The organism is Sphingomonas naphthae (genome assembly GCF_028607085.1).
GTDB lineage: Bacteria > Pseudomonadota > Alphaproteobacteria > Sphingomonadales > Sphingomonadaceae > Sphingomonas_Q > Sphingomonas_Q naphthae.
Map to the genome: position 1 here is coordinate 2,735,418 of NZ_CP117411.1, position 16,392 is coordinate 2,751,809.

The 16,392-nt window shown below is 64.9% G+C and carries 16 protein-coding genes and 1 pseudogene; 12 read left to right on the forward strand and 5 right to left on the reverse strand.

Annotated elements, in window-relative coordinates:
- Window positions 1-130: 130 nt before the first annotated feature.
- Window positions 131-898, reverse strand: coding sequence for a site-specific integrase (locus PQ455_RS13140; protein WP_273686542.1), 768 nt, complete (start codon window positions 896-898; stop codon window positions 131-133).
- 72 nt (window positions 899-970) lie between these two features.
- Between PQ455_RS13140 and PQ455_RS13145 the strand changes: the two genes are divergently transcribed.
- The 12 genes and pseudogenes from PQ455_RS13145 to PQ455_RS13200 all read left to right on the forward strand — a co-directional run bounded on the left by PQ455_RS13145 (window position 971) and on the right by PQ455_RS13200 (window position 12,372).
- A protein-coding gene (locus tag PQ455_RS13145; protein ID WP_273686543.1) for an IS3 family transposase occupies window positions 971-2,091 on the forward strand; the annotation gives its coding sequence in 2 pieces (ribosomal slippage) (window positions 971-1,220 and window positions 1,220-2,091; 1,122 coding nt in all).
- 34 nt (window positions 2,092-2,125) lie between these two features.
- Window positions 2,126-2,880 (forward strand): annotated as a pseudogene (locus PQ455_RS13150) (3'-5' exonuclease).
- An 89-nt stretch (window positions 2,881-2,969) separates the two neighbouring features.
- Entirely contained in the window at window positions 2,970-3,149 is a 180-nt protein-coding gene (locus PQ455_RS13155) for a hypothetical protein (RefSeq protein ID WP_273686544.1), read from the forward strand.
- A 453-nt stretch (window positions 3,150-3,602) separates the two neighbouring features.
- Window positions 3,603-3,893: a DUF1330 domain-containing protein gene (locus tag PQ455_RS13160; RefSeq protein ID WP_273686545.1), complete on the forward strand. Its 291-nt coding sequence runs from the start codon at window positions 3,603-3,605 to the stop codon at window positions 3,891-3,893.
- A gap of 313 nt (window positions 3,894-4,206) precedes the next feature.
- Entirely contained in the window at window positions 4,207-4,452 is a 246-nt protein-coding gene (locus tag PQ455_RS13165) for a glutaredoxin domain-containing protein (RefSeq protein ID WP_273686546.1), read from the forward strand.
- Window positions 4,453-4,511: 59 nt separating this feature from the next.
- Entirely contained in the window at window positions 4,512-4,976 is a 465-nt protein-coding gene (locus PQ455_RS13170; protein WP_273686547.1) for a TspO/MBR family protein, read from the forward strand.
- Window positions 4,977-4,978: 2 nt separating this feature from the next.
- Complete coding sequence (locus PQ455_RS13175; RefSeq protein ID WP_273686549.1) at window positions 4,979-5,341, forward strand: thiol-disulfide oxidoreductase DCC family protein; 363 nt, start codon at window positions 4,979-4,981, stop codon at window positions 5,339-5,341.
- Window positions 5,338-5,835 (forward strand): DUF427 domain-containing protein, encoded by a 498-nt coding sequence (locus PQ455_RS13180; protein WP_273686550.1) that lies wholly within the window; start codon window positions 5,338-5,340, stop codon window positions 5,833-5,835. Before PQ455_RS13175 ends, PQ455_RS13180 begins: the two co-directional genes overlap by 4 nt.
- Window positions 5,829-6,545, forward strand: a complete 717-nt coding sequence (locus tag PQ455_RS13185; RefSeq protein ID WP_273686551.1) for an SDR family NAD(P)-dependent oxidoreductase — start codon at window positions 5,829-5,831, stop codon at window positions 6,543-6,545. The genes PQ455_RS13180 and PQ455_RS13185 overlap by 7 nt, the downstream gene beginning before the upstream one ends.
- Window positions 6,546-6,796: 251 nt before the next feature.
- Window positions 6,797-7,528, forward strand: a complete 732-nt coding sequence (locus PQ455_RS13190) for an ImuA family protein (RefSeq protein ID WP_273686552.1) — start codon at window positions 6,797-6,799, stop codon at window positions 7,526-7,528.
- A complete protein-coding gene (locus PQ455_RS13195; protein WP_273686553.1) occupies window positions 7,449-9,023 on the forward strand; it encodes a Y-family DNA polymerase in 1,575 nt (524 codons plus the stop codon). Before PQ455_RS13190 ends, PQ455_RS13195 begins: the two co-directional genes overlap by 80 nt.
- A gap of 31 nt (window positions 9,024-9,054) precedes the next feature.
- On the forward strand, window positions 9,055-12,372 hold the full coding sequence (locus tag PQ455_RS13200; protein ID WP_273686554.1) for an error-prone DNA polymerase: 3,318 nt from the start codon (window positions 9,055-9,057) through the stop codon (window positions 12,370-12,372).
- A gap of 99 nt (window positions 12,373-12,471) precedes the next feature.
- Here the strand turns inward: PQ455_RS13200 and PQ455_RS13205 are convergent, their stop codons facing one another.
- The 4 genes from PQ455_RS13205 to PQ455_RS13220 all read right to left on the reverse strand — a co-directional run bounded on the left by PQ455_RS13205 (window position 12,472) and on the right by PQ455_RS13220 (window position 16,310).
- A complete protein-coding gene (locus PQ455_RS13205) occupies window positions 12,472-12,954 on the reverse strand; it encodes a c-type cytochrome (protein ID WP_273686555.1) in 483 nt (160 codons plus the stop codon).
- Window positions 12,955-12,964: 10 nt separating this feature from the next.
- Window positions 12,965-14,200 carry a molybdopterin-dependent oxidoreductase gene (locus PQ455_RS13210; RefSeq protein WP_273691373.1) on the reverse strand — a complete coding sequence of 412 codons (1,236 nt, stop codon included), beginning with the start codon at window positions 14,198-14,200 and terminating at the stop codon, window positions 12,965-12,967.
- An 89-nt stretch (window positions 14,201-14,289) separates the two neighbouring features.
- Window positions 14,290-15,372, reverse strand: coding sequence for a TDT family transporter (locus tag PQ455_RS13215; RefSeq protein ID WP_273686556.1), 1,083 nt, complete (start codon window positions 15,370-15,372; stop codon window positions 14,290-14,292).
- 65 nt (window positions 15,373-15,437) lie between these two features.
- Complete coding sequence (locus PQ455_RS13220; protein ID WP_273686557.1) at window positions 15,438-16,310, reverse strand: LysR family transcriptional regulator; 873 nt, start codon at window positions 16,308-16,310, stop codon at window positions 15,438-15,440.
- Between the last annotated feature and the right edge of the window lie 82 nt (window positions 16,311-16,392).

Below are 16,392 nucleotides of genomic sequence, written 5' to 3' on the forward strand. Positions count from 1 at the left end.
GAGCCTGTCGTACTGCCAGCCTTGGGTGAATCTTGGGTGAAACCCTGAGCGCCGTTTGGGCCCTCGGCAGAGCCATCCCGGTAGGACCTGCAGCCTCGTCGCGCTTGCCGCCGTGCTCGCCACCCCCCCCTCACCGCGCGCTGGGGAAGATGAGCGCTGCCGGTGCCATGCGGCTCAGTTCGTCGAAAAGCTCGTCAACCAGCCGTTGAAACGAGACCAGGTAGGAGGGATCGAAGATAACGTAGCGGGCGGTGGTGCCGACGATCGGCTCGTGACCCATGGCGATCTTGAGCTCGACCGGATTGATCCCCCGGTTGGCGAGAATCGTGGCGACCGAGTGCCTGAGCAGTCGCGTTCCCCAGCCTGCGGGGAGCTTGAGGTGGTCGCGCGCGGTGTCCCAGGCGCTGCGGACGCTGTCCAAGCCGATCTGCCGCAAGCTGGACTCTCCGGTCGCCGGATCCGTCTCCCGTCGGTGTGCGCAGACGAACCAGTCGGTGGTGGAGTTCAGCCACTCGGCGAAGACGTCGCCCACCGGAAGCACCGCTCGGTACTTCTTGGTCTGGACGCGTCCTGCCGGATTGAGATCGAGCCGCCGATCCTCGGCCAGCCACTGCGAGCGATTGGGCCTGACCGAGATGTCGAGGATCGAGTCGGGCCTTCCCAAAGTCGCCACGGCTGCGATCAGGTATCGCCTGAGACCGATGAGCCTTTCCGGCGTTGAGTATTTACCCGAACCTCCACGGACCGTGTAGTCGAGCAGCTCGCCGAGTGCGGACAGGGACAAACGATCGTTCCGTGCGGGGGTGACTTGATTCCGCGTAAGGTGTCCGACCTCGACCTTCTGCGCGATGCGCTTGGCATTCTTCGCATGGTTGAGCGCTGCCTTGAGCTGGATCACGCTTTCCTCGACCTGACCTGCTCCCCGGAAATCATGCCATTGGTAGGTTAGCTCGTCAGATGGAGACGAGCGATGCGTCGAGGCCGTTTTACCGAGGACCAGATTATTGGCGTGCTGCGTGAGCACGAGGCGGGCGTGAAGACCGCCGAGCTATGCCGGAAGCATGGCATCAGCGATGCGACGTTCTACAACTGGAAGGCGAAGTACGGCGGCATGACCGTGTCGGAGGCGGCGCGGTTGCGCACGCTCGAGGATGAGAACCGTCGGCTGAAGAAGCTGCTGGCGGAGTCGATGCTGGACGTGTCGGCGCTGAAGGATCTGCTGGGAAAAAACTGACCCGGTCTGTGGATCGCTACGCTGCGGTGGAGAAGCTGATGGCCGACCACGGCTTCTCCGAGCGTCGCGCTTGCAGACTGATCGGGGTCAACCGGTCGGCATGGCAATATGAGCCGCTTCGCGGGAAGGACGACGCTGTGCGCGAACGGATGCGCGAGATCGCCAACGAGCGTCGTCGGTTCGGTTATCGCCGGCTGGCGGTCCTGCTCCGGCGTGAAGGCAAGGGCATGAACCTGAAGAAGATGTACCGGCTGTATCGCGAGGAGCGGCTGACGGTGCGAAAGCGCGGCGGCCGAAAACGAGCGTTGGGCACGCGGGCGCCGATGGCGATTCCGCAGGAACCCAACCAGCGCTGGTCGCTCGACTTCGTGTCGGATGCATTGGCCTGCGGCCGGCGGTTCCGCCTGCTCAATGTCATCGACGACTACAGCCGGGAGTGCCTGGCCTGCATCGTCGATACCTCGCTGTCAGGGCGGCGTGTCGTGCGGGAGCTGACGGCCATCGCCGAGCGTCGTGGGCTGCCATGCATGGTGGTCAGCGACAACGGGACCGAACTGACCAGTCACGCCGTCCTCGCCTGGTGCCAGGACACGGGCGTGGAGTGGCATTACATCGCGCCGGGCAAGCCGCAGCAGAACGGCTTTGTCGAGAGCTTCAATGGTCGCTTGCGCGACGAGTGCCTGAACGAGCACCTGTTCTCCTCGCTGGCTGCGGCGAGACGGATCATCGAGGCATGGCGGACAGACTATAACACCGTGCGTCCGCACAGCAGCCTCGGCGGCATGGCGCCCGCCGAGTTTACCAACCGCCCCCGCCAGGGGCATGAGGACACCGAAGCTAACTTATCAGCGGCATGAAAACGGGGAGCAGGTCAAGACCCATATGATCCTGATGACGCTCCAGAGAATCAGGGTGATAGACCTCGAGACGACGGGCTCGCGTCCGCCTGCCCACGACGTCTGCGAGATCGGTTGGCAGGACGTCGTGCTTGGAGACGACGGTCGCTGGTCGGTCAACGACGAGCGAGGCGCGATCCTGGTCAATCCTGGCCGCCCGATACCACCGGTGACGATGGCGGTGCATCACATCATCGATCAGGACGTGGCAGATGCGCCCTACTGGCGAGACGTGGCGCCTCCGGTTCTCCGGCCCGAGGGCGGGCATTGGCTCTTGCCGCCCATCGGGCGTCCTTCGAACAGCGGTTCTGCACGCCGCAGCTGTCGGGCGGAGCGCGCTGGATCTGCACATGGAAGTGCGCACTCCGTCTCTGGCCGGGCAGCCCGAGCTTCTCGAACCAGGTTCTGCGATACTGGCGCATGCCGACGGGCCTAGATCGCGACATTGGCCTTCCAGTCCACCGGGCCATGCCCGACGCCTATGTCACGGCGCATCATCTTCGCGACATGCTGAATGGGTCGTCGCTCGTCCAGCTGTTGGACTGGAGTTCCCAGCCCGGACTTCTGCCACGGGTACCGGCCGGGCCCGATCGCGGCCGTGGGTGGGAGGAGCTGGACATCGACCTGTTGAAACGCTTCGCAGGCGACCGGGACGAGGACGTGAGGTTCTCGGCGCAGACCGAGCTTGCACGGCGCGGAGAGGAAGAGGCTCGCGTGCCCGAGCGGCCAAGGCAAGGAACGCTAATCTGACGGGCTCGACGGCGGAAGCGGGGAACGTGCCGGTCTTTCAGGGATTTAGTTTCCGATGGACAATGGATCTGTCGACGAAGGAGATTATCATGAGCGTCGAAGGCAAGATCAAGGAAGCCGCTGGCTACGTTAAGGAAGAGCTGAACGAGCACGGCAAGACCCCCGAAGCCCAGCAGCGCGCTGAAGAAGGCCGCGAGCTTCGCAACGAGGGTCGTATCGAGGACGGTAAGGCGCCGAAGACCACCGAACCCGGCACCGGCGCGAAGTAATTCGATCAGATAACAGACGCGGCGTCGCCCCCTCGTGGGGCGGCGCCGTTTTTGTGTCCGGCGACTTCGGTGGGGCTACTCCAGCGGCGTGTGCTGGCCTACGAACCGGAACTCGGTTCGCTCGTGGGCCCGCGATTCGGAAACGATGTGTAGGCTCTCGAAGAGACTGTCGAGTTCGAAGGCTCGCTTGGTCTTGTAGAGATCGTCACGATGCGCGTCCTACTAGCCGGTATCGTTGCGATGGCCCGCGCCCTGTTGGACGCGGCCGTCTTTGCGACCGAAACGTTCTTCTGCCCGCTGAGAAGTCGGTGGAAAGTATCCGCCGCACACCACGGCTTCGAAGACGAAATCGTGCTGATCTAGATCAGTTTACGGTATTTCTCGACTGTTACCCTGGCTGCCCAAACATCTGCGGAGGGCGGCATGCCAGCGTATGTGGTCGTAGAAATTCGGATGACCGATCCGGCGGCTGTCGAATCGTTTCAGGAATACGCCGCACGCACGACCGCGCTGTTGGCGGAGGTGGGAGCTTCGGTGAAGGTGTTTGATCAGAACCCCCGCGTGCTCGAAGGCGATTGGCATCCGGCAGCGCTCGTTATTCAACAGTACCCAGACTTGGAAACCGTCGAGCGCTTCCACCGGTCTGAGGCCTACGCTCCGCTCCGTGCGCTTCGCGATCGCTTCTCCAGGAACAACGTCGTGGCGGTCGACGCGTCGTCGGCGACCGTCGCGGACGTCAGCTGAACCGCTATCCCTGCCGGAACGCTAGCCGCTGATGGTCAAGGCCGACCTTATTCCGCAACGGGATCGAGACCGCTGGCGTGTCGCTCGAGATTGATGCTGGAACAAGTTTTCGCGGTCCGGGCGGGCATGTCTGCTCAGGGGCTGGGCTCGATTGACGGAACGGATTGCCGAGGCTCGACGTCGTCTCGGGAATGGAAGGAACAGCTTGGCCTTATCGGCTTTCGATATCCGGACGAGGGAACCTTGCTTTCCGGGAACGTCGTCTTCGGAGCTTCGCTCTGTCGGAGAGGCTCACCGCCTGGAAGGAGACGTAATGCCTGACGACAAGACTGCGATCCTCTACAGGATGGTCCTTCCCGAGGAGACCTGTCCATTCGGCGTGCATGCCAAGCAACTGCTCGAAGAACACGGATTCGCCATCGAGGAGCACATCCTACGTTCCCGCGACGAGGTGGAGGCCTTCGAGCAGAAGGAGGGGGTCGCGACCACACCTCTGGTCTTCATCGGCGGCAAGACGATTGGTGGCAGCGACGATCTGGAACGGTATCTCGTTTCGTGACGCATCCGACCGTTCCATCACGCTTGGAAGGACTCTCGCCTGTCCTGGCTGCGGGCCTAGTGGCCGGAGTGCTCGGCGCCAGCGCGTTCATCGGGCGCCGCAACGCGCCAGATGCGGAGCACCCGGGCATCCGCCGGTGGTATCAGCATCTGGATAAGCCAGCCTTCACTCCGCCCGACGCGGCGTTCGGCGCCGTCTGGCCGGCCCTTGAGATCAGTATGGCCGTCGGTGGATACCGGTTGCTGAGGCATGCGTCGTCCAGCAAACGAAATGCGTCCATCGCCCTGTGGCTCGCCACGACAGGAATGATCGGCGGGTGGACCCAGCTTTTCTTCCGGGAGCGCGCGCTCGCAGGCAGCGCGGTGGCATCAGGCGCGATGTTGGCGACGGCTGGTGCGTACGTCGCGACGACCCACAAAGTCGACCGTGTCGCACAGGCCACCGCAATTCCTCTAGTGGCCTGGCTGGGCTTCGCTACTGTGCTCGCGACGAGCGTTTGGCGTCGAAACACGAAGGCGACATAGAGATGGGTCTTACCGTCTGGCACGACGGCGGCTGCCCGCTGTGCCGCCGGGAAATCGCTCTCATGCGCAGGCTAGACAGCCGCCGGCGCATAAACTTCGTCGACGTCAGCGACGACGCAAACGTCTGCCCTGCGGACAGAGAGAAGCTGCTTGCCCGCTTCCACGCGGAGGAGAATGGCCGAATGCTTGCGGGTGCGGCGGCCTTTGCTGCTATGTGGCGCGCGATCCCGGTCCTGCGGCCGATGGGCGTTGCGGCTCGCAATCCTACCATCTTGCGCATCCTCGAGCGTCTCTATTCCTCGTTTCTGCTCGTTAGACCGCGCCTTCAGGCGATGGCCCAGGCGTTCGAAAGACCGGTCCGGTGATCCGACCTGTTCCGGATCGACCGCTCGCTAATCAGGAAAGCGTCTGGGACTTCCCCCGCCCCTCGATCGCCCAGCCGGTGTCGGCACAACTGCGGATCGTGCTTTCCGGTCGCACGATCGCAGACACGTTACGCGGCGTGAGGACGATCGAAACCAGCCATCCGCCGACCTACTACTTCCCAAGGGATGACGTGGAAGAGGAGGTGCTGCGCCCAGCGGATGGCAGCAGCTTCTGCGAATGGAAGGGGTCGGCAGTCTACCTCGATATCGTGGTCGGCGATGCAGTCCGTCGAAGGGCAGCCTGGTCGTATCCACGCCCTACGCCGTCATTCGCGATCATCCGCGACCACGTCGCCTTCTATGCCGACGCCATGGACGCCTGCTTCGTGAACAACGAGCAGGTGCGGCCGCAGCCCGGCGGCTTCTACGGCGGGTGGATCACCTCCTCGCTGGCAGGCCCCTTCAAGGGCGTCCCAGGCAGCACCGGGTGGTAAGTCTGCCGACGGCGGTCGTCATCGGCGCAGGCGGGGGCATCGGCGGAGCGTTCGTCGCAGCGCTGAGGAACACCGGAAGGTACGGCCGTATCCATGCCTTCGCGAGGACGCCGCCGACATCCTTCTCGAGCGTATTTGGCGGCCAGATCAACGTCACCAATGAGGAGAGCATCGCCGCCGCAGCGATGACGGTCGGGTCGCCTGTCGATCTGGTTCTGATCGCTACCGGAATGCTGCACGAGGGAGGTAGGATGCCCGAGAAGGCTCTGCGCGAACTCGACGCGAACACCCTTGCTCGAATTTTCGAGGTAAATACGATCGGCCCAGCTTTGGCGCTTAAGCACTTCTCCCCGCTTCTCCCCAAGGACCGTCGTGCGATGATTGGCGTGATCTCTGCGCGCGTCGGCAGCATCTCGGACAACAGGTCCGGCGGTTGGTTTGGCTATCGCGCCTCTAAGGCGGCGTTGAACATGATCGTGAAGTCCGCCGCGATCGAGATCGCGAGGTCCCGCCCGGAAGCAGTATGCGTGGCCTTGCATCCCGGGACGGTGGACACGCGGCTAAGCCTTCCATTCCAACATGGCGTCGCTCCCGACCGTCTCTTCTCTCCCGAACGTGCGGCTCGTCAGCTCCTCGACGTCATCGACGGGCTGAAGCCGATCGACACGGGCAAGGTGTTCGGATGGGACGGCGAGGAGATCCAACCTTAGATCATTTAATCAGTGAAGATCGGACACCGAGCCGACAGCTGACCGATCCGGCGGACCGCTCGCATGGTGCTGGTGACGTAGCTGTCTGATCGTTCGAGCCAAGGCTTGGCAAGCGAACGCTCTGATTGTCGTGCTCGAGGCGCAGGATCGAGGACGGCGCGACGTAACTTGCCAACTAATCGACTTGACGTAGGCGGGGCGCTGCCCGAACAAAGGGGGAACGGTCTGCCTTTCCGAGTCTTTATGTCGTTATGCGAGTCCCCAATGTCCTTGCCGATTTACGCGCTCGAATTGCTGTGATCGAGGGCGTTTCGGTCCGGCACGGCGTCCTTCCGTTCGGGATCGACGAGGTCGACCGCCATCTTCCCGGGGGCGGGATAGCCAGCGGGGCGCTGCACGAGGTCGCCGGTAGTCCGGACCTCGCCGACGATGCGAGCGCGACCATTTTCCTGACGGGCATGCTGGCCCGACTGGACGGGCCGGTGATCTGGTGCCTAACGTGGCGCGACCTGTTCGCGCCAGCGCTGCACCTCGTTGGCCTCCACCCGGATCGGGTGATCCACGTCGAGGCGGGCAGTGACACCCAGGTGCTGCTCGCAATGGAGGAGAGCCTTCGTCATGCCGGCATCGCCGGAGTAGTGGGCGAGGTGGGGAAATATTCCACTACGGCTTCCAAGCGGCTGCAGCTCGCCGCGGAGTCGTCCGGCGTGACGGCGTTCGTCTTCAGGCGCGCATCGAAGGTCGAACAGGGCGCGGAAGGCACCGCTGCCGTGACACGGTGGCGCGTGAGGGCTGCACCGAGCCTTCCGCTCGGCATACCGAGCCTCGGCCGTCCTCGCTGGCAGGTGGATCTGGAACGCGTTCGAGGCGGCGAGCCCCGCACCTGGCTGATGGAGGGGTGCGATGCGCAGGGTCGTATCGCTCTTCCTGCCGCACTGGTCGACCGACCGGCTGCGCAGGAAGCGCACCACATCGCCGCCTGATCGTCGCGACGGCGTAGACGCAAACGGGACGTCGTTCCCCCTCGTCACCGCCATCGCGGATCATGGTCGCCGCATAGTCGCGGCCGTCGACGCGGGCGCCTCGACGCTTGGCATCTCGCCCGGGATGACGATCACCAAGGCCCGCTCGCTCGCCCCCGACCTGGAGGTCGTCGAGGCCGACATCAATGCCGACCTCCAGGGCTTGCGGCAGCTGTCGTTCTGGGCGGGCCGACGCTACGCCCCGATCGTTGCGGCGGATCCTCCCGACGGCCTTTGGCTGGACATCACGGGCTGCGCGCATCTCTTCGGTAGCGAGCGGGCGCTCCTGAAGGATCTCCACCGCAGGGTGGCGGACTTCGGGCTGGCCGTGCAGATCGCGGTTGCCGACACGGCGGGCTGCGCGCACGCGGTCGCCAGACATGTGCCTGCAGGCCGACCGGTCACGATCGAACCCGGCGATCATCGGAAGGCGATAGCCCTTCTGCCGGTGTCGGCGCTTCGGCTCGACGCGGACGTCGTCACCGGTCTGCGGAAGCTCGGCTTCGATCGGGTCGAGCAGCTCATCGGCACTCCTCGTGGCCCTTTGGCGAAAAGGTTCGGACGAAACCTCCATCGCCGTCTCGACCAGGCCTTGGGGACCGTGCCCGAACCGATCGAGCCGATCTTCCCGGAGACCCTGCCGCGCGCGCGGAGGGGCTTCATGGAGCCAATTATCACGGCTGACGCCTTCGTTCAGGTCATCGGCGACCTGACGGGCGACGTGGTCGCGCAGCTTGGTCGTGCGGGCAAGGGCGCGCGGCGACTGGACTGCTTCTTCCATCGCGTCGATGGACATGCGCAGGCGATCAGGGTTGGGACCGCGGCGCCGTCGCGGGACAGCCGACATCTCGCCAAGCTGCTGGGCGCACGCATCGAGACGATCGATCCCGGCCTGGGGATTGAGAGCATGACCCTGGTTGTCCCGTTGGTGGAACCGATGGGTGCCGAGGGCGGCGAATTCGATGCAATGCTGAGGAGCGGTCGGCATGAGCCGGACCTCGCGGGTCTGGTGGACGCTCTTTCGAACCGCTTTGGACAGCGTCGCCTCTATCGGATAACGCCAACTTCGAGTGTGATGCCGGAGCGGTCGGTGGCGGCTTATTCGCCCCTCGATCGCCGATCCGGCGTGGCGTGGGACGACGACCTTCCCCGACCGTGCCGGATGCTGGATCCGCCCGAGCCGATCGATGTTACCGCGATGATGCCGGACCACCCGCCCGCCATGTTCGTCTGGCGACGCAAGCGCTTCAGGGTCACGCAGGCCGATGGGCCCGAGCGGCTGCACGGCGAATGGTGGCGTGACCGGGGCCAGGAGGCGGACCTGCCGTTCGCCGTGCGTGACTACTATCAGGTCGAGACCCTGACGGGCGGGCGATACTGGGTCTTCCGCGTTGGGGATGGCGAGAACCAGTCGACTGGTCCCATGCGCTGGTTCATCCACGGCGCGTTCGCGTGACCTGCCGGCAGGCCGTCTGGGATCTTGAGCGATGAATGCGGCGGAGGCCGACTACGTCGAACTCCAGGTCACCACCCATTTCAGCTTCCTGCGCGGCGCTTCCAGCCCGGAGGAGCTTTTCGCGGCTGCGGCGCTGCTTGGCCTCCCTGCGCTGGGAATAGCCGATCGTAATTCCGTCGCGGGACTCGTGCGAGCCTGGGACGGAGAGAAGGCGACGGACGTCCGGGCGATCTACGGAAGCCGCGTCGATCTCCCCGATGGGACCGCGCTTCTGCTCTATCCCACAGATCGAGCCGGCTACGGCCGGATGTGTCGGCTCCTGAGCGTTGGCAAGACCCGCGCCGGCAAGGGCGCCTGCCATCTCGAGTGGAGCGATGTGGAGGAATGGAGCGAGGGCCTGATAGCGATCCTCGTCCCCGATCGCGCCGATGCGGTTGCCGAGGCTGCCCTTGCTCGCATCCGTCGGATCTTCGCCGACCGCGCCTACATGGCGCTCACCATAAGGCGACGGCCCCGGGACGCCATCCGCCTGCGCGATCTGGCTGCCATGGCGGCGGCGGCGCGCGTCCTGACCGTGGCTACCGGGGACGTTCTGTACCATTCACCAGACCGCCGCCTGCTGCAGGACGTCGTGACCTGCATCCGCGAGCGCTGCATGATCGACGAGCTCGGCATCCGCAGGGAGCGCTTCGCCGACCGGCATCTGAAGACGGGCGCCGAGATGCACCGCCTCTTCCGACGGTATCTGAAGGACACGGCCCCGGTGAGCCGCTCGGTCGAGATCGCCGCCCGGTGCCGCTTCAGCCTCGCGGAGCTCCGATACCAGTATCCGGACGAGATCAGCGTGTCCGGCCGCACGCCGCAGGAGGAGCTGGAGCGCCTGACCTGGGAGAAGGCGCCTCTCCGGTATCCGGAGGGTCTGGACGGCAAGGTTCGGCAGCAGCTCGAGCACGAGCTCCGCCTGATCGCCGAACTCGACTATGCGCCCTATTTTCTGACCGTCCATTCGATCGTCGCCGAAGCCCGAAGGCGCGATATCCTCTGTCAGGGCCGCGGATCGGCCGCCAACAGCGCGGTCTGCTACGTGCTGGGAATCACTTCGATCGACCCCGTGCGGTCGGAACTGCTCTTTGAACGCTTCGTGTCCGCGGAGCGGCGGGAGCCGCCCGACATCGACGTCGACTTCGAGCACGAGCGGCGCGAGGAGGTGATCCAGTGGATCTACGAGACCTACGGCCGAACGCGCAGCGCGCTGACGGCGGTCATCCACCGCTATCGCGCGCGCGGCGCCGTTCGCGACGTCGGGAAGGCGCTCGGTCTCTCCGAGGACGTGACGACCGGCCTGTCGTCCTCCGTCTGGGGCTGGAGCCGCGAGGGCGTCGAGGAGAAGCATGCCCAGGAGCTCAACCTGGACATGACCGACCGCCGCCTCGGACTTACGTTGGATCTCGCGAGGCAGTTGATAAACTCACCCCGTCACTTCTCGCAGCATCCCGGTGGCTTCGTGCTGACGCGCGATCGCTTGGACGAGATGGTGCCTATTGAGCCGGCTGCGATGGCCGACCGGCAGATCATCGAGTGGGACAAGGACGACATCGACGCCCTGAACTTCATGAAGGTGGATGTCCTAGCGCTTGGGATGCTGAGCTGCATGCGGCGGGCCTTCGAATTCATGGCGAACGACAAGGGCGTTCGACTGGATCTAGCCACAATCCCGGCGGAGGATCCTGCGACCTACGCCATGATTCGCAACGCGGACACGCTGGGCGTCTTCCAGATCGAGAGCCGCGCTCAGATGGCTTCGATCCCGCTCATGGCACCGAGGACGTTCTACGATCTGGTGATACAGGTCGCCATCGTTCGACCGGGACCCATCCAGGGCGACATGGTCCATCCCTATCGGCGCAGGAGGAATGGGCAGGAGGCGGTGACGTATCCGACGCCGGAGCTGCGACGCGTCCTCGAGAAGACCTTGGGGGTTCCGCTCTTCCAGGAGCAGGCCATGCGCGTGGCCATAGAATGCGCCGGCTTCACCGCCAGCGAGGCTGATCTCCTCCGCCGCGCGATGGCGACCTTTAAGCTGACGGGCGGCGTCTCGCACTTTCAGGACAAACTGATCGGAGGGATGGTGGCCCGCGGCTACGAACGGGAATTCGCGGAGAAAACCTTCAAGCAGATCGAGGGCTTCGGCTCCTACGGGTTTCCGGAGAGCCATGCCGCTAGTTTCGCGCTGATCGCCTATGCCTCGTCGTGGGTGAAGTGCCATCATCCCGACGCCTTCTGCGCGGCTCTGCTCAACGCACAGCCGATGGGCTTCTACGCGCCCGCACAGATCGTGCGCGATGCGAGGGAGCATGGCGTCGAGGTGCGGCCCATCGACGTCAACCACAGCCAATGGGACTGCACGCTGGAGCCCTCGACCGGGCGTTACATGGCGGTGCGGCTCGGCCTGTGCATGGTGGCCGACCTGGCGAATGCCGACGGAGCGGCCATCGCCGCGGCTCGTGGCGACCAACCCTATCGGTCGGTGGAGGAGATTCAGCGTCGCGCGCATGTCGGTAGAGGGGCCCTGGACCGCATCGGCGACGCTGACGGCTTCGGTTCGCTGAACCTTTCGCGACGTGCCGGCCTGTGGGGAGTGAAGGGCCTGGGCAACGAGGCGCTGCCATTGTTCGCCGCCGCGGACGAGCGTGCCGGCAGGCTGCTCATGGAGGCCCCCGAGCCAGAGGTTCTCCTGGCTCCGATGACAGAGGGCTCGCAGGTGGTGGAGGACTATCGGGCATCTGGTCTGAGCCTGCGATCGCATCCAGTGGCGTTCCTTCGCGACGAGCTGCGGGCAAGGCGCATGATCACCTGCCAGGAGCTGCAGACCGTTAGGGACGGTCGATGGGTGGAGCTCGCCGGACTCGTTCTCGTCCGTCAGAAGCCGGGGTCGGCCAAGGGCGTGATGTTCATCACGCTCGAGGATGAGACGAACGTGGCGAACCTCGTGGTGTGGACCAATGTCTTCGAAGCCAACCGCCGCATCGTGCTTGGTTCGTCGATGATGGGCGTCCGGGGACAGGTGCAGCGGGAGGGCGAGGTGATCCACCTTGTCGCGCAGCGCCTCGAGGACATGTCGCAGCTGCTTGCGAGCGTGGGGTCGCGGAGCGATGTCTCCAACGTCTACCGGGTCAGCCGCGGTGACGTGGCCAAGAATCCGGTGGCTCCCGATCCTCGGGATCCAGCCAATCGGACGCTGGGGCGTGCCGCTCGGGAGATATACATCCCGGACCTCCGTCTCGGCTCAGGCATCATTCCTGGCCACCCGACGGAAGGCATCAAGATCAAGCCGCGTGATTTCCGCTAATGGGAATCCGGTCTTTCGAACCCCGAGCTTTGAACGGCAGCTGGAGCCGATAGCTGCCGTCCCGAAAAGATGATGTTCGGGATGGTGGAAGAGGCTCGCTTAGCAGGTTCCCCCTGAAACATCGGGAGTCACCTTGGGGTCTGGGTCCTGCGCCTTGCCGCTTGCAGGTGTCGCTTTCTGGCTCGGCATAGCGATGAGATAGGCAACGATCGCGTCGACGTCCTTCTCGGCCACCGGCGCCTTGTACACCTCGCGCATCTTGGTGACGGTTGCCTTCCACTGATCCGCCGATAGCGCAGGCTGGGTCAGCGCCATGCTGGCCGAGTGGCACGAGATGCAGTTGGCGTTGATGACGTCGGCGTGCGGACCATCGGGATAGGTCGCGTCGTCGACCGGCAGGTCGACGCTGGTCGAGGCAAGCGAGAAGCCGCGCGCCGACACGCTGGCGGGCGGCGCCGGCTCGGACGTTTCGGAGATTGGGGCAGATGCCTTGCGGCTGCTCGGCGCACCGATCGAGACGAGGACGATACCGGTCAGGCCGAGCAGGCCAGCGGCCATTACGCCGGGAGACGGGGTCTTCATGGATCGCTCCTCAGGCCGCGATGATGTTGGTGGTCTCGACGTTGCCGCGCATGAACCCACCGGGGTTCCAGATCGGCTTCATCGGCTGGGCGACACCGTTGGTGTTCCAGCAGCGTACCATGATCGGATTGGGCCCGCGCCTGAGCGGTACGCGACCGTCCCAGCGCCGGAAGCTGTACCTGCCCTCGTCCGCTCCGAGCGTCGTCCTGTACCAGGTGCGCCCGCCGTCTGATGACACATCGACTTTGGCGACGCCGCAGTCGCCGCCCATGGCAATGCCGCCAACCGGGATCGACGCCTCATAGGCAATCGCCTGGCCGTCGGGCAGGCTGGTCATCCAGCTGCGCGGGACCATGCGATTGATCGGCACGGTCGGAAAGTCCTTGGCACCGGGCGCGACATTCGCGCCGGGTGTCGCCGGTATCTTGTAGGCCTTGGCCATCCAATATTGGTCGTCAGGGCTGGGCAGAACCTCAATGGCGTTCAGCATCTTGACCCAGTAGGTCGAATACCAGCCCGGCACGATCAGCCGGCAGGGAAAGCCGTTGAGGAGCGGCAGCTGCTCGCCGTTCATGCCGAAGGCGATCATCACTTCGCCGTTGCGGGCATGGTCGATGTCGAGCGCCTTCTCGAAGTCAGGGGCGCCAGCGACTACCGGTTGGTCGAGCGCGCCGAAGCGCACCTGTACTGCGCCTGCCTTTACCCCGGCGAGGTCGAGCACATCGCGCAAGCGCACACCGAGCCATTTGGCGTTGCCCATCGCGCCGTTGCCCCACTGCGCGCCGGCGACACGAGGCTGGAACAACCCACGGCTGTTGCCCGAGCACTGATTGACCGCCGCCATTTCGACCCGCGGCAGGCGCAGCAGCTGAGCAAGGCTGATCGACAGCCGCCGGTTGACGTGGCCGAAGACGTTGAGGCGGAAGCTCTCGACGTCGATCGAGGTCGGGATGTCGGCCCAGTGCCAGCGGACGAAGAACTGGTCGTTGGGCGTGAACACCGACTTGTCGAACACGTCCATCGGCGTCTCCAGCAAGGGCGGATGGACACGCTGGAGGATCATGCTGCCCTTGCCGGGAAAGGCGCTGGTCATCGGCCGCTCGGCATTGCCGCCGGGCAGCTTCAGGTCGACGAGCTGCTGCGCCAGCGCAGGTGCCGCGGCAAGGCTGACGGCGCCGAGCGCCGCGTGCCTGAGAAAGCGGCGACGGCTGGTCTCATTCGCCAGCGCGGCGTCAAAATTGTCCATGAAAAGGCTCTCCTGTGGCCAGCAAGGCTGGCGGATCGAAGGGGCGTTCTGCAAGTGATCGGACCGACTGATCCGATCATCATGGCGGATCAGTTCGGGGTAGCGATGCAGGGCGAAACGAACAGGTTGCCGCGCCATGCTCCGGCGAGCGTCTTGGCACCGACCAGCAGCCACATCGCCGCGAGCGCGATCGTCAGCACCGTGCCGACGATACCGAAGAAGCCGAGGTTCAGCGTCGTGCCGAGGCGGAAGGTGGCGACGGTGTAGACGCCGAGCGGGAAGGCATAGCCCCACCAGCCAAGGTTGAACGGAACGCCGGCGCGCCAGTAGCGGATGGTGATAAGCGTCGCGAGCGCCAGCCACCACAGGCCGAAACCCCACAGGCAGAGCCCGGCGACAACGCCGATCCCTTGTGCGACGGTACCGACACCGGCCAGCCCGTGCGCCGCGAGGATTGCCGGCGCATCCGCCCCGAGCACCAGCATACCCAGCGCCCCGGTGCCGATCGGCCCCAGCGCGAGCCAGGAGGATGCCGCCATGCTCTCGTGCGGGAGCTTATGGAGCGCCATGCGCAGGATCAGAATGGCGAGGATGCCGAACGCGACCGGCACCGAATAGGCCCACAGCACGTAGGAAGTGGCGAGCACCACCAGCTGCGCTTGCGCGTCGACCAGATGCGGCGCGAGCAGCCCGCCGCTGGCGCCCGCAACCTCGGCTGCGACGACCGGCAGCAGCCATACCGCGGTCATGCCGTCCAGGCTGTGCTCGTGGCGGGTGAACATCAGGTACGGGATCAGTACGCCGCAGGCGAGCGACATGGCGACATCGATCCACCACAGGACATGTGCGACCGGCACGATGCCGTTACCGAACCGCGCGATCCCGAAGCCGAGGCATCCGTTGATGATCGTCGCCAGGCCCATCGGAATGGTCCCGATGAACATCGATACGGTGTTGTGCCCGAAAATGCGCCGCGCCTCGTGCCCGAACATCGTCCAGCGCGCGCCATAGAGACCAGTAAACAGCGCGAAGAGCGCGATGTTGAAGAACCACAACACCTCACCAATCGGTTTGAGCGAGGAGCCGATGCCGGGCACTTGCGGCAGCGCGAGGGCGAGGATACCGGTGCCCATCGTCGCGGCGAACCAGTTGGGTGTGAACTGGCGGATCATCTCGCGCGGATGGTCGAGCCGGCTGAGCGGCTTGAGGCCGGTCAGGACCGAAGGTGTGTCGGCAGTCATGCGACCTGCTCCTTGATGAGGTCCGTAAGCGCGTCGGCCGCGCGGGTGCGATAGCGTTCCTTGTGTCGCAGCGCGTGGAAGGCGCGATCGGGCAACCCAAGCGGCAGCTCGACCAGATCGCCGGCCTTCAACGCACGTGCGACGACCAATCGCGACAATACGGCGACGCCGGCACCTGCCTCGACCGCGGTGCGCACCGCTTCGTTGGACGGCAGCGTCATGGCTACTGTCAGTTGCGTCGGATCAAACCCGCGCATTCGCAGCACGTCCTCGAAGGTCGAGCGCGTGCCTGATCCCTGCTCGCGGACAATCCAGCGTGCAGCGCGAAGCCAGTCTTCATCGACGCGATCAGCGTCCTCGCGGCCGACCAGTACCATCGGATCACGCCCGACGTTCCAGTGCGCCAGCGACGATTCGTCCACCTCGCCTTCAACGAAACCGAGTTCCGCCGCGCCGCTCAGGACCTGCGCTGCCGCACCTTCCGTGTTGTCGATCGCCAGTTCGACCGCGATCTGCGGGTGGCGTTCGCGGAAGGCTGTGAGCTTTGCGGGCAACCAGTAGCTCGCGATCGTCTGGCTGGCGACGATCCGCAACGAACCACGTGCAAGCCCGGCATAGTCCGCCAGCATCGTCTCGGCATGCGCTGCCCGACCCAGCACCGCGCGCGCTTCCTCCAGAAAGCCGCGGCCTGCCTCGGTCAGCTGGATGCCACGCCCGACGCGGTGAAACAGAGGAACCCCGTAGCGCGCCTCCAGGGCTGCAACCGCACCAGACGCAGCGGACTGCGTGACGTTCAGCGCCTCTGCTGCCTTGGTGACGTGCTCGCGCTCGGCGACACCGACGAAGATTCTGAGCTGCTCCAGGGTCATGCAGCTTATATCTCGCAATGTGATCGATACGACCAACCGTTTGATCCGTTCATTACAATCTGAATATCAGATCGATCGGTAA

Bases quoted from the DNA above. Each gene is read 5' to 3' on its own strand.
- PQ455_RS13155 (WP_273686544.1), top strand. From the start codon at position 2,970: ATGAGCGTCGAAGGCAAGATCAAGGAAGCCGCTGGCTACGTTAAGGAA.
- PQ455_RS13175 (WP_273686549.1), top strand. From the start codon at position 4,979: ATGGGTCTTACCGTCTGGCACGACGGCGGCTGCCCGCTGTGCCGCCGG.
- PQ455_RS13220 (WP_273686557.1), bottom strand. From the start codon at position 16,310: ATGACCCTGGAGCAGCTCAGAATCTTCGTCGGTGTCGCCGAGCGCGAG.
- PQ455_RS13200 (WP_273686554.1), top strand. From the start codon at position 9,055: ATGAATGCGGCGGAGGCCGACTACGTCGAACTCCAGGTCACCACCCAT.
- PQ455_RS13160 (WP_273686545.1), top strand. From the start codon at position 3,603: ATGACCGATCCGGCGGCTGTCGAATCGTTTCAGGAATACGCCGCACGC.
- PQ455_RS13195 (WP_273686553.1), top strand. From the start codon at position 7,449: ATGCGCAGGGTCGTATCGCTCTTCCTGCCGCACTGGTCGACCGACCGG.
- PQ455_RS13215 (WP_273686556.1), bottom strand. From the start codon at position 15,372: ATGATCCGCCAGTTCACACCCAACTGGTTCGCCGCGACGATGGGCACC.
- PQ455_RS13165 (WP_273686546.1), top strand. From the start codon at position 4,207: ATGCCTGACGACAAGACTGCGATCCTCTACAGGATGGTCCTTCCCGAG.
- PQ455_RS13210 (WP_273691373.1), bottom strand. From the start codon at position 14,200: ATGGACAATTTTGACGCCGCGCTGGCGAATGAGACCAGCCGTCGCCGC.
- PQ455_RS13190 (WP_273686552.1), top strand. From the start codon at position 6,797: ATGCGAGTCCCCAATGTCCTTGCCGATTTACGCGCTCGAATTGCTGTG.
- PQ455_RS13205 (WP_273686555.1), bottom strand. From the start codon at position 12,954: ATGAAGACCCCGTCTCCCGGCGTAATGGCCGCTGGCCTGCTCGGCCTG.